The organism is Collinsella tanakaei, from assembly GCF_021531055.1.
Classification (GTDB): Bacteria; Actinomycetota; Coriobacteriia; order Coriobacteriales; family Coriobacteriaceae; genus Collinsella; species Collinsella tanakaei_B.
This window is the reverse complement of the sequence record NZ_JADYTL010000007.1, coordinates 82,236-94,526: the sequence shown is the minus strand read 5'-3', so window position 1 is coordinate 94,526 and position 12,291 is coordinate 82,236. Positions and strand designations below refer to the sequence as shown.

The 12,291-nt window shown below is 63.5% G+C and carries 13 protein-coding genes and 1 tRNA gene; 2 read left to right on the top strand and 12 right to left on the bottom strand.

What is annotated here, in order from left to right; genetic code table 11:
* Positions 1-48: 48 nt before the first annotated feature.
* Together I6E04_RS07915 and I6E04_RS07910 are read right to left on the bottom strand one after the other, a co-directional pair.
* Complete coding sequence (locus I6E04_RS07915; RefSeq protein ID WP_235422645.1) at positions 49-1,392, bottom strand: 6-phospho-alpha-glucosidase; 1,344 nt, start codon at positions 1,390-1,392, stop codon at positions 49-51.
* Between the two features lie 153 nt (positions 1,393-1,545).
* Entirely contained in the window at positions 1,546-3,147 is a 1,602-nt protein-coding gene (locus tag I6E04_RS07910; protein WP_235422644.1) for an alpha-glucoside-specific PTS transporter subunit IIBC, read from the bottom strand.
* Positions 3,148-3,484: 337 nt separating this feature from the next.
* On the opposite strand from I6E04_RS07910, the gene I6E04_RS07905 reads away from it, so the two are divergent.
* A complete protein-coding gene (locus tag I6E04_RS07905; RefSeq protein WP_235422685.1) occupies positions 3,485-3,823 on the top strand; it encodes a GntR family transcriptional regulator in 339 nt (112 codons plus the stop codon).
* On the top strand, positions 3,748-4,209 hold the full coding sequence (locus I6E04_RS07900; protein ID WP_235422684.1) for a UTRA domain-containing protein: 462 nt from the start codon (positions 3,748-3,750) through the stop codon (positions 4,207-4,209). Before I6E04_RS07905 ends, I6E04_RS07900 begins: the two co-directional genes overlap by 76 nt.
* A 293-nt stretch (positions 4,210-4,502) precedes the next feature.
* Here the strand turns inward: I6E04_RS07900 and nth are convergent, their stop codons facing one another.
* The 10 genes from nth to I6E04_RS07850 all read right to left on the bottom strand — a co-directional run bounded on the left by nth (position 4,503) and on the right by I6E04_RS07850 (position 12,242).
* Positions 4,503-5,171 carry an endonuclease III gene (nth, locus tag I6E04_RS07895; RefSeq protein ID WP_235422683.1) on the bottom strand — a complete coding sequence of 223 codons (669 nt, stop codon included), beginning with the start codon at positions 5,169-5,171 and terminating at the stop codon, positions 4,503-4,505.
* Positions 5,171-6,544: a DNA recombination protein RmuC gene (locus I6E04_RS07890; protein ID WP_235422643.1), complete on the bottom strand. Its 1,374-nt coding sequence runs from the start codon at positions 6,542-6,544 to the stop codon at positions 5,171-5,173. Before I6E04_RS07890 ends, nth begins: the two co-directional genes overlap by 1 nt.
* A gap of 141 nt (positions 6,545-6,685) precedes the next feature.
* Positions 6,686-6,985: a hypothetical protein gene (locus I6E04_RS07885; RefSeq protein ID WP_235422642.1), complete on the bottom strand. Its 300-nt coding sequence runs from the start codon at positions 6,983-6,985 to the stop codon at positions 6,686-6,688.
* A 260-nt stretch (positions 6,986-7,245) separates the two neighbouring features.
* Complete coding sequence (locus I6E04_RS07880) at positions 7,246-7,917, bottom strand: hydrogenase maturation protease (protein WP_235422641.1); 672 nt, start codon at positions 7,915-7,917, stop codon at positions 7,246-7,248.
* A gap of 266 nt (positions 7,918-8,183) precedes the next feature.
* Entirely contained in the window at positions 8,184-8,723 is a 540-nt protein-coding gene (rbr, locus tag I6E04_RS07875) for a rubrerythrin (RefSeq protein WP_235422640.1), read from the bottom strand.
* Positions 8,724-9,055: 332 nt separating this feature from the next.
* Entirely contained in the window at positions 9,056-9,979 is a 924-nt protein-coding gene (locus tag I6E04_RS07870; RefSeq protein WP_419179994.1) for an adenine glycosylase, read from the bottom strand.
* A 29-nt stretch (positions 9,980-10,008) separates the two neighbouring features.
* Positions 10,009-10,494, bottom strand: coding sequence for an RrF2 family transcriptional regulator (locus I6E04_RS07865; protein ID WP_235422638.1), 486 nt, complete (start codon positions 10,492-10,494; stop codon positions 10,009-10,011).
* Between the two features lie 346 nt (positions 10,495-10,840).
* Positions 10,841-10,918: transfer RNA gene (locus I6E04_RS07860), tRNA-Asp, on the bottom strand.
* 112 nt (positions 10,919-11,030) lie between these two features.
* Positions 11,031-11,501: a metallophosphoesterase family protein gene (locus I6E04_RS07855; RefSeq protein WP_235422637.1), complete on the bottom strand. Its 471-nt coding sequence runs from the start codon at positions 11,499-11,501 to the stop codon at positions 11,031-11,033.
* Positions 11,502-11,525: 24 nt separating this feature from the next.
* Positions 11,526-12,242 (bottom strand): LytR/AlgR family response regulator transcription factor, encoded by a 717-nt coding sequence (locus I6E04_RS07850; protein WP_235422636.1) that lies wholly within the window; start codon positions 12,240-12,242, stop codon positions 11,526-11,528.
* Positions 12,243-12,291: the final 49 nt, after the last annotated feature.

The window sequence follows — 12,291 nt, the reverse complement described above, 5'->3', positions numbered from 1 at the left end:
CCGAAGGAGGGGTGAGCGCACGGCGCCCGCCCCTCCTTCGCACAAGCCTTAGTGCAGCTCGGGCCAGTAGCCCTTGTTGGCCTCGATCAGGTCGTCGAGGATGAGCTTGGCGACCTTGGCGGAAGGCACGGTCGCGGACAGCGACAGCGCCTGCCACAGTTTCTGGTAGCTGTGCTCGACCCAGGCCTGAACGACGAGCTTCTCGACGGAAACCTGCTGCTCGAGCATGCCCTTCTGCCACTGCGGGACCTGGCCCTGGCAGATCTTCTCGTAGCCGTTCTTGCCCACGATGCAGGGCACCTCGACCATGGCGGTAGGATCGAAGTTCGATACCGCGCCGTCGTTCGGCACGATCAGCAGGAAGCGCTCGAGCGTGTTCTCGGCGAGGGCGCACGCGAGGTCCACGATGTAGGTGGCGTGCGCATCGGCCTCGAAGCCGCAGTCCTTGGCGGTCCCCTTCTCGATCACCTCGCGGCATGCGCCGAACACGCGCTTCTCGCGGCCGTCCATGACCTCGTTGGCACGGGTGTACTCGGGATTTGAGGTCTCGACCACGTAATCCGGGAACACGTAGTACTTGAGGTACGTGTTGGGGATGGTCTCGGGGTCGAGCGCGTAGACGTCCTTGGCCTTGCCGAAGGTATGGATCCAGGACTCGTCGATATGCTGCTCCTGGCCGGGCCCGTGGCTGATGCCGTCGAGGTAGCCGTTCTTGGCCATGTGCTTCTTGATCTCGGGCATAAGGTCGTTGCCGTCCTTATCGTAGATCTTGGTGAACCAGCCGTAGTGGTTCAGGCCGTAGTAGCTGTACTGCAGCTCGCGACGGTCCTTGATGCCGCACATCACGGCCATCTTGTCCATCAGGTCGATGGGCATGTCGCAGATGTTGATGATCTTGGAGTCCGGACGCAGCACGCGGCAGGCCTCGGCCACGATGGCGGCCGGATTGGAGTAGTTGAGCATCCACGCGTCGGGGCTCCACTTCTCCATGTAGTCGAGGATCTCGATGACGCCGCCGATGGAGCGCATGCCGTAGGCGATGCCGCCAGGTCCGCAGGTCTCCTGGCCCAGCACGCCGTACTTCAGCGGGATCTTCTCGTCCTTCTCGCGCATGGCGTACTTGCCGACGCGGATGTGGGCGAGCACGAAGTCGATACCGGTGAAGGCGGTCTCGGGATCGGTGGTGTAGTTGAACTCGATCTCGGGCGCGTTCTCGCGGAAGTAGATCTCGCAGGCCTTCGCCACGATCTCCTGGCGTTCGGCGTCGTTGTCGTAGAAGGTGATCTTGTCGACCGGGAAGCGGTCGTGCTCCTCGAGCAGCATCAGAGCGATGCCGGGGGTGAAGGTGGAGCCGCCGCCGGCAATGGTGACTGCATACGACTTCTTGGACATGGTGTCAGTCCTCCTTGGGTTCCGGTCGCTCGAAATGCCGTTGCTCGCCGGTGCGACCGATTCGACGGGCAGGTTGCTTGCGTTGGAAGCGGACGGGACGGTCGGGGTTTCGCAGCTGACCGTCCCGTCCGACGGGAGGGGCACGGGCCTCGGTTACAGGAGCTTCTCGAACTCGTCGCGAACCTTGGGCACCTTGAGGCCGATGATGACCTGGACGGACTTGCCCTTCTTCATGCATCCGCTCGTACCGATGCTCTTGAAGTCGGCGTCCTCGCCCACGCGGGTCTCGTCGATCACGTTGACGCGCAGACGGGTCACGCAGTTGGTCACGTCGACGATGTTGTCGGAGCCGCCCAGCAGCTCCAGGCACGCGGCGGCGGTCACGGCGTAGGGGTTCTCCTCGGCGATTGCGGTGTCGCCGGCTGCCAGCGCCTCGGCGGCGCCACCCTGCTTGGCGGCGCGGTACTCGGCCTTGCTGCGGAACTTGATCTCCTCCTCGTCGTCCTCGCGACCGGGAGTCTTGAAGTCGAACTTGAGGATGAGCGTACGGAACACGATGAACCAGATACCGGTGAAGACCAGGCCGACGACAAGGCCCATGAGGTAGGTCGTCCAGTGGTTGGCCCACAGAGGAATGAGGTTCAGCGAGCTGATCTCGATGAGGCCGCCGGAGAACACGCCCACCACGCCGACCGCGTTCATGGCGGTGGCGAGCGTGGCGGCAAGCACGCAGTGGACGATAAACAGCGCGGGTGCGATGAACAGGAACGTGAACTCGATGGGCTCGGTCACGCCGCAGAAGATAGCGGTGAGCGTGATGGGAATCAGCAGGCCGAGCAGCTCTTGGCGTTTCTCGGGCTTGGCGGTCGCGTAGAAGGCCAGCGCGATTCCCGGACATCCGAACATCTTGGACCACGTGGAGCACGTGAAGGCGGCATACGGAGCAAGCTCGGTAAGCGGCGCGGAGGAAGCGGCGATCTCGGGCAGCTGCTTGGCGAAGGCCGCGTAGATACCGCCGTTCACCACGGCGTTATCGTAGTAGAACGGGCTGTACAGCAGGTGATGCAGGCCGAACGGGATGAGCGCGCGCTCAAGGAACGCGAAGATCCACACGCCGGGAAGACCGACCGTGGCGACGAACCCCTGGAAAGCACGGATGCCATCCTGGACGTGCGGCCACACGAGGCAGGCGAGCAGCGCGGTGGGAAGCATCACGAAGAACGCGATCATGTAGACGAACGTGGATCCCGAAAAGACGCCGAGCCATTCGGGCAACTCGAAATCGAAGAACTTGTTGTGCAGCGCGATGACGATACCGGAGATGGCGAGCGCGCCGATCATGCCCATATCGAGCGTCTTGATGCTCGCGACCATGGCAAGACCGCTGGAGCCGCCGGTCTCGGCGGCGAAGTCGACGCCGAACGTCGGTCCCCACTGCGAGAGCATCGTTGATACGAAATAGTTGAAGGTGAGGTAGGCGACGAGCACTTCCATGCAGCAGCGTGCGTTCTGCTTGTTGGCAAGGCCGATGGGCAGCGACACGGCAAACAACAGCGGCAGCTGGTTGAAGACCGTCCAGCCACCCTGCAAGATCACGTTCCACACGCCGTACCACAGCGTGTCGGGGGCCGCCAGGGAGCCGAAGATGACCTCGGTCGTGAACAACGTGCCCAGACCGATCACCACGCCCGCGAAGGCGAACAGAAGCACCGGCGTGAACATGGCGCCGCCGAACTTCTGGATCTTTTGCATCATGGTAGCCCTCCTCCTTTCTAGCTTGTGCGATCGGATAGGCGAAACCCGATGCATGACTTCGATGATAACCTGCATGTCCCCTGCTCAGATGCGCTGCCGGCCGCACTGCCAAACATGTTCGTACAAGTTATGCCTGTATCATGCGTCGCTTGTTCGTACAAATCAACGGACAAGCGACGCCCTCCGGTAAACGGTCGATAATCCCCCGTGAGCGCGATACTTGTACGAACATGTTTGCGTGACCGGGCGTGCCGCTTGAGGAAGCATTTCGCTCGGTTGACTTTACCTGCGGATTGTCTGAAACTCGATAGTGTTGTACGAACAGGATGGACATATCATGCCAAAAGCGGTTTTTCAGGATATCTATCGGGACCTCAAGTCGCGCATCGAGCGCGGCGCATACGCCTACCAGTCGTTTTTGCCGTCGGAAGCCGAGCTCACCGCCCACTACGGCTGCTCGCGCAGCTCGGTCCGGCGCGCAATCAGGATGCTCGCCGAGGACGGCTACGTCCAGTCGCAACAGGGCAAAGGCGTTCGCGTGATCCGCGACCCGCACATGGAGGAGCCCGCGGCTACGACGGACTCGAGACCTTCGCCGAGATCGCCCGTCGTCGCGGCTTCACCCCTCGCACCGAATGCGCCGTCTGCGAGCAGATCGAGGCGGACGACGAGCTGAGCGACGTGAGTGGATTCCCCGCGGGCAGCCTGCTCACCCATATCCTGCGCGTCCGCTATGCCGACGGTAAGGCCGTGGGAACCGACGAGAGCTACTACCTGGCAGAGCGTGTCCCCGGCCTCACACCCGAGGTCGTCAACCGGTCGGTCTACGCCTATCTGGAAGGCGAGCTGGGCATGCGGATCGTCACGAGCAAGCGGACGATCACCGTGGAAGGCGTCAACGACGCCGACAAGGCGAACCTCGACCTTGCCGGGTACAACGCGCTCGCCGTGGTGCGCGGCAACGCCTTCGACGCCGAGGGCATCATGGTCGAATACACCGAGACGCGCCAGATCCCCGGCTTCTTCTCGCTCTACGAGACCGCAATCCGCCCCACGCGCTGACCGTACCGTAGGACCGGCATCCCGCGAGCCCGTGCGCAGAACGAACGCGTGCTACCCTATGAGATGGGCGGCACCCGCGACCACGGGTTTGGCCGACTCCGGAACTGTTATAGGGTGGAGCGTGGCCGCTTCCGCTTAGGCGGGGGGCGGCTATCTTCTTCGACCTATTTCCAAGCCAAGAGCGATAGCCGTACGTACAAGAACAAACAATGCGTATACATCGGTCGTGCTCATAGGCGTCATCCTTTCTTGCAAGGAATCGGCCCAGTCCACCTCATAGGGCGCACATGCCCTTACTTGACCGCCACGCTCGCACTCGGGCAGATGTCCGCCAGCGGGCACTCGCTGCACAGCGGGCGGCGCGCGTCGCAGATCTCGCGACCGAGCATGATCCACTGGTGGTTCACGTCGTTCCAATACTCGCGCGGTAAGATCTTGAGCAGATCCTGCTCGGTCTTGAGCGGCTCCTTGGCATGGGTCTTGGGCGAGAGCTTCAGCCGATGCGCGATGCGATTGACATGCGTGTCCACGGCGATGCCCTCGACGATGCCGAACCCGACGTTCATCACGATGTTGGCCGTCTTACGTCCCACGCCGGGAAGCTTGACGAGCTCTTTCATGTCGTCCGGCACCTGGCCGCCGTAATCCGCGACGATCATCTGCGCGCACTCCACGCAGTGCTTGGCCTTGGTCTTGTAGAACCCGAGCGACTTGATGACCTCGGCGACCTCGGCGGGCGTGGCGCCGGCCATCGCCTCGGGCGTCGGCCACTTCTCAAACAGCACCGGCGTCACCTTGTTGACCTGGGCATCCGTCGTCTGGGCGGACAGCAGCACCGCGATGACCAGCCGGAACGGGTTCGCGTGGTCCAAAAAGCACTCGACCGGCCCGTAGCGCCTGTTCAGGCGCTCGCAGACCTCGATCGCCCGCGCGCGCTTCGCCGCGTTGGTCTCCCTCGGCATCACGCATCGACCTCCCCATCCTCGATCGCATCCGGCGCCGCGCCGTCACCTAACAGCTCGGTCGCATCTCCTTCTTCCAGCAGCCGCGCGGCGGTGCGCTCGTCATCCATAGCGGTCACGGCGCGCAGCTTGCGCTCGATCGCACGGGTCCTCGTCGTCATGATGGTTTCCACGGTCGACCCCGCACGGTTGATCTGGTCGTAAGCCTTCTGCAGCGCCGCCTGGTAGCGGGGCAGCTCCGCCTTCACGGCGGAGAGCACCTGCTGGATCTCGTCGGCACGCCGTTGGAAGGCGAAGGTCTGGTAACTCATCTGCAAGCTGTTCAAGATCGCCGCCATCGTCGACGGGCCAGCAACACTCACCTGGTAGTCGCGCTGGAGCGACTCGATCAGCCCCGGCATGTCGACCACCTCGGCGTAAAGCCCTTCGAAGGGCAGGAACATGATGGCGACGTTCGTGGTTGCCGGCACCGAGATGTACTTGGTCGAGATGTCTCGCGCCTCGGCGCGGATGCGCTGTTCGAGCTGCTTGCGCGCGGCGGCGATACCCTCGGTGTCGCCCGCCTCCACCGCATCCCGCAGATGCTCGTAGGTGTCGCCGGGAAACTTCGCGTCGATCGGCAGCCAGACCGGTTCGGACCCCTCGACGGGAATCCTAACCGCGAACTCCACACGCTCGAAGCTCCCCGGCTTGATGGCGATGTTTTGCGCATACTGCTCGGGCGACAGGATGTCCGCCAGGATGGCGCCGAGCTGCACCTCGCCGAGCATGCCGCGCGTCTTTACGTTCGACAGCACGCGCTTCAGGTCGCCGACACCGGCGGCGATGCCCTGCATGTCGCCCAAACCCTTGTAGACGGCCTCGAGCTGGTCGCTCACCTGCTTGAACGAACGGGTCAAGCGGTTTTCGAGCGTCGCCTGGAGCTTTTCGTCGACCGTCGCGCGCATACGGTCGAGCTGTTTCTCGTTGTCCTCGCGGATCGCGCCGAGCTGCCGGTCGACCGTCGAGCGCACCTCGTCGAGCTTGACATCCACGGTGTCACGGTTCCGTCCGAGCTGCGTCTGCATCTCGCGCCGCAAGGCATCCATGCGGACGACGGAGCGGTTGAATTCCCGCGCGATAGCGTCGTAGCGCTCCGCGTCGACCGCAGCCGAGCCGGCGGCCTGGTGCGACAGGGCCGCGAGGGCGGTGTTCGCCTGCGCGAGCGAGGCGGAGATCGCTTCGAGCGAGGCCGCGAGCTGCGCCGCATCGCGCGCATCGCCATCCGCCTTCCGCCAGCGCTCGCGTTGCTCCCTGGACAGGCGCATGAGCGCGAAGGTGCCCACGACGGCCAAGATGCAGATGACGACGGTGAGCACCGCGATGATTACCATGAGTTCCGTCTGCACGCATCGTCTCCCGTCTCTTCCCGTCCGCATATCGCACGGACGCGCGCTCCTGCCATTATAGGGGACGGCCCCGCGCGTCGAGCGGCGGCGACCGGGTGCCACCGCACATCGCCCCATCCACATCGATCACCCGACGCCTGCGAGCTGACGGGCGAGATCGAACGCCGCGCCGCGCACGCGCTCCCACAGGCCGCCGAGCAGCTCGACGACCTCGTCGGGCGTTGCACCACCCGCGATGCAGGTCAGCACGTACGAGACGAGGAACGCCGCCACCAGCACCACGGGTATCAGCACCAGCACCGCCAGCGCGCGCAGCACGCCGCGCCTCCGGCGACGACGCGTCCGACGCCTGTCGAAGGCGATCTCGTCGCGATAGAATTCCTGGCTGACCTCGTGCTCCGTATCTTCGACACGATCGTCGGGCACACCTCGGGCCGCGGATCGCCTGCGATCATCCGTCTCGGGAGCAGATGCATCCCGATACGATCGAGCGTCCTCATCCCGGGTCGGCACACGTTCTCGCCCGCGCCGGCGGTCTGGCGCAGGAGGTTGCTGTTGCCGAACGGCATCGATAAACAAGTTCATGGGCACGCCTCCGTTCGGGGCGTGCTTGGAGGAGGGTTCGTCTATTGTGGAGGGCGCACCCCACCGCCGTCAAGTTCTATTCGCCCTACGGATGCACGGCGCTACGCAGCCTGGCGTTCCCCGAAGATGCGATCGATCACCTCGTCGATCTTGTAATCGGGCATGGGCTCCACCCCGAGCTCGGACACCACCGCATCGAGCTGGTCGGACATGCCGCGCACATCCAACACGGCACGGGCATAGGCCGCCGGATCCGCCACGAGTGCCCGCGTATCCGAGGTCATCGCCCAATAGTCGACACATGTGAGCCAGTACGCCTCACCGAGATAGCGGGCGATCGCACGGGCGCAGGGCGCCACCGCGGCCTCGACACGTTCCGACATGCCCGTACCGGTAAGCCCGCGCTCCCGATCGATTTGCGCCCCGAAGCAGCGGATACGCGAGCAATCGATCCCAAGCGCGCGCGTCAGGTTCAAAACGTCGGCGAAATTCATGTCCAGCGTTGAGGTCATGCCCGCGACACGGTCGGGATCATCGGTGCCGAACGCGACCAGCGAACCGACGGGAGCCGCTGCGTCGTCGAACGCGCCCACGACGACCGCGGCCTCGCACGCCATGAGATCGGCCACGAGCGCACGTCCGAAATCCAGGTGCGAGATCACCTCGACGCCTGCAGGCAGCATATACCGTTCGGACAGATACGCCGCGACCGCCGGACCGAACCCGTCGTCGCCATGGAAGTCGTTTCCGACGCAGATAATCGAAACCCTCATGATGTTATCCCCCGCACCGTCACGACCCGGAATCGTGTCGAGGTCGTTTTGTCAGTTAGCTATCAATGTACGCAATCTGGCATATACCAGTCACGCAAAATGGTGTGAGCGGCACCATAGGGACGGTGGGGAACAAGCGTGCTCGGCGTCATGACGTCGGGCTTACACACGAAGACCCGAAGGCCTCCTTGTCCGTATCGCCGATGCCGCATGGCAACGGCGATACGGGGAGGACCTTCGGGCCCGTCGATTCGATCGAGACGATCTTAGTAGTTGACCACATGCTCCTCGAAGTAGCTCTTCGGGTGCGCGCAGACCGGGCACAGCTCGGGAGCGGTGGGACCGACATGCAGGTGACCGCAGTTGCCGCACTTCCACACCTTGACGCCCTCGCGCGTGAAGACCTCGCCCTTCTCGACGCGCTCGGCGAGCTTGAGATAGCGCTCCTCGTGAGCCTTCTCGACGGCGCCGACGCCACGGAACTTGGCGGCGATCTCCTTGAAGCCCTCCTCGTCGGCGGTCTTGGCGAACTCGTCGTACATGGTCGTCCACTCGTAATTCTCGCCCGCAGCGGCATCCTTGAGGTTGGTCAGGGTGTCGGGCACCGCGCCGTCATGCAGGTACTTGAACCAGAGCTTGGCATGCTCGGACTCGTTGAGCGCCGTCTCCATGAAGATGTTGGAGATCTGCACGTAACCGTCCTTCTTGGCCTTGGACGCGTAGTAACGGTACTTGGTATGGGCCTGGGACTCGCCGGCGAAAGCAGTCTCGAGGTTCTTCTTGGTCTGGGAATTCTCGAAGTCCATTGGTAGCTCCTCCTCTGTGTTGCAGGATCCGAAGGCGGTGTGCTTCGGTGCCCTTATTGTAAATGATTCCTAATAAGAAATCATTCCACCCAATGGTCGTATACCCAACTCCACCGACGCTACACACCCCACCGCTCGCAGCCGATTCGGCACCGGCTGCCATGGCCGAGGGTCGGCGGGCGTAAAATCACCGGCTTCCCGGTCGGCGGGCGTAAAAACACCCCAGGGGTTATTTGACATTGGGGCGTGCAATGCACGCCCCAATGTCAAATAACCCCTGGGGTGTTTTTACGCCCGCCGACCGGGTACCTTCGCAGCCCGCCATCCTCGGTCTAGGCGATGATCCATGCTCCGTCGACCGTGCGCGCGAAGCCCTCGCGGACCAGATCGTCCAGAATCGACACGACATCGGACTCCCCCACGCGCTCGCGCCCGGCGCCGAGCTCAAACTCGTCCAGACCCGCACGCACCTCGTCGAGCGACAGCGCCCCCGCCCCCGACGCGCGCGCATCCAGCAGCATCCGCACGATGTGCGCGCGCTTCTGCCGACGCGACCCCTCGAACCGCGACTGCCGCGTATACGTGCTCGACCGTCGCGAGGGATTGGGGATCGTCTTTTTGAGGTAGGCACCGTAATCGAGCAGCGCGTAATACCACGAACGCGGCGTATCCTGCTCATCTTGGGGCTCAGCGTACGAAACGCCCGCATTGAACCCCCCATCGGGCGACGCCGGACACGTCGCCTCCGCAAGCGGGATAAGCTCGCGGTCGGACACACCCGGCACATCGGGGAAGAAGTGGTGCAGCAGCACCGTGCGGACATTCGTCTCGAGGTACACACCCGGCAGGTCGAACGCGAAGGCCCGAATACCCTGGGCGGTCGCAGGACCGATTCCCGGCAACGCGCGAAGCGCGGCGGCGTCGGGGGGAAACACGCCATCATGTTCGCGCGTCACGATCTCGGCAGCCGATTTAAGCGCCAGGGCACGGCGGTTATAGCCCATGCCCTGCCACGCAGCCAGCACGTCAGCCGTATCGGCAGCAGCCAAGGCCTCGACGCTCGGAAAGCGCTCGAGCCATTCCTGCCAACGCGTCAGGACGCGGGGCACCTGGGTCTGTTGAAGCATGACCTCCGACAACCAGATCGCATAGGGATCGCGCGTACGGCGCCACGGAAGGTCGCGATACAGGCGAGACCCCTCCGCTCGGATCGAGGTACGGAACGATTCCACATCGACCACGATGCGCTCCTCCATTCGATCGGACGAAGCGCACCTCGCGACCGTCACATCGACGAGCAGCCCTCGCCACAGGGAACATAGCTGGCAAACGCCGAACGATCGGCGAACTTCGGGTCGACGGCGGGGGCGCGTTTACAGTTCACGACATCATCGAGGGTGATGGAGTCGAGGTAGCTGTACACGAGTGCCTGCGTGCCGGCCCAGATGGGATGATAGCAGCAGTTGGACTTCCGGGGGCATTCCCCTTCGGGCGTGGTGCAATCGTTGATCGTCATGGGCCCTTGGACCGCCTCGACGATCTCACGGATCGTCACCTTGTCGGGATCGACCTTGAGGCGCATGCCGCCGCGAACACCGCGCAGGCTCTCCACGATACCGGCTTGAACCAACCCGTGCTGAATCGAACGAGCGAACGAATACGGCACTCCCACCTGTTCCGCCGCGGCCCTGACGGATAGCAGACCATCTTCATCCTGGACCAACATGGAAAGCATGCGGAGCGCATAGTCTGTCTTCCGGGAGATATCCATGTCTCCTCCTCGTGGGAACGTCTCCGGGCGCACGAGCCCGTACCAAGAATCGTCGCCCTGCCCCGGCGACCCATACCCAGTTGAGTGTTCTTAACTATACACCCATGAACAGCTGGAATATATGCTCTTTGAAAAATGACCCCCGCCGCCACGCACAGGCGCGCGCGAAGAGCGCGGACCCCGCAGGCCCTGTCGACAAGACCCGACAAGATCGGACCGCCCGACCGACAAGATTGAACCTGGCACCATCTTGTCAGACGCGACAAGATTGAACCTGGCACCATCTTGTCGGCATCGTGTCGCGAGATAGCAAAAAGCCCTGCGCAAGGCAGGGCTTTCATTGCAATGGCGGGAAGTACGGGGCTCGAACCCGCGACCTCCGACGTGACAGGCCGGCGCTCTAACCAAACTGAGCTAACTCCCCAGGCAGTTCGCGGTCACCCGCTGCTGCGAGAGCTAGTATACACAGATATGCGCGACCCGCGCAAGAACTTTTTTCAAAAACTTTTTGCGACGGCAAAACCCCAGCTCGAGCATTAACGCATCAGGCTGACAATCTCGGCGGAGAGCACCTGACCGTCCTGCACGTACATGCGCGCCATGCTGGGCCCGTCCATGGTGCGCGGATAGGTCGGCGACCCCGGATTGACCAGCAGCCCGCGCCCCCGTCGCACGATCACCGGGCGATGCGTATGCCCGCACACCGCCACGTCAATGTCGCCCTCGGGCAGGTTCTCGCGATAGTGGGTCATCGCGAAACGAAGTCCCTCGTACGTGAACGTCGCGGTCGAGCGCACGTCGGGGCCGTAATCGTAAAAGTAGTCGTTGTTGCCGAGCACCGCCTTGATGGGGGCGATGGTGGCGAGCTCGAAGTAATCGGACTCGGACGTCAGGTCACCCGCATGCAGGATCAAATCGGCGCCCTCGAGCTCGTCGAGCAGCACGGCCGACAAGCGGCCGTGCGTATCCGAGATGATATCGACGCGCTTCGCCGCACACATGTCCATGAGCCTCGACCTTCCGTGCTCGCGCTACAGGTTGAGCGCCTTTTTGAGCGGCACCACGCGACGGCGGGAGACGGGGATCCGATCGTCGACGCCCGTCACGCCGAGCTGGATGGCGCCGGTCGCGGCCGTCTCGACGTCCTCGACGCACGCCAGGTTGACGATATAGCGACGGTGCACGCGGAAGAATCCGAAATCGCCGAGCTTGGACTCGAACTGCGCCAGCGACGTGGTCGACAGGTAGCGGTCGTCCTCGGTGAAGATGCAGGAGTAGTCGTCCTTGGCCATGATGTAGCGGATCTGGTCGACCGGGATCAGGACCTTGCGTCCGCCCTTCTCGACCGGGATGCGCTCGATGGGCGCCTTGCTCTCGGTCACGGGCTTCACGCGGGAGAGCACCTTGCCGATCGCCTGGTCAAGACGCGCCTCCTCGACCGGCTTGAGCAGGTAGTCGACCGCGTCGACGTCGAACGCCTCGACGGCATGGTCGCTGTAGGCGGTCACGAACACCACCGCGGGGGGATTCTTGAGTTTGTGTAAGGCCTCGGCCAGCTGGATACCCGATGCACCCGGCATGGAGATGTCCAGGAACACGACGTCGACCCGGTTCTCCATCAGCATCTCGATAGCGGTGCGGACGCTGGCCGCCTCGCTGATCGACCCCATCTTTCCAGTCTGCTCCAGCAAGAAACGCAGCTCGGAGCGTGCAGGCGCCTCATCATCGACGATCATTGCACGTAGCATAAGCGTGAAATTCCCTTCCGGTCCGGTCTTGGCAAGCGGCGCGAACCCC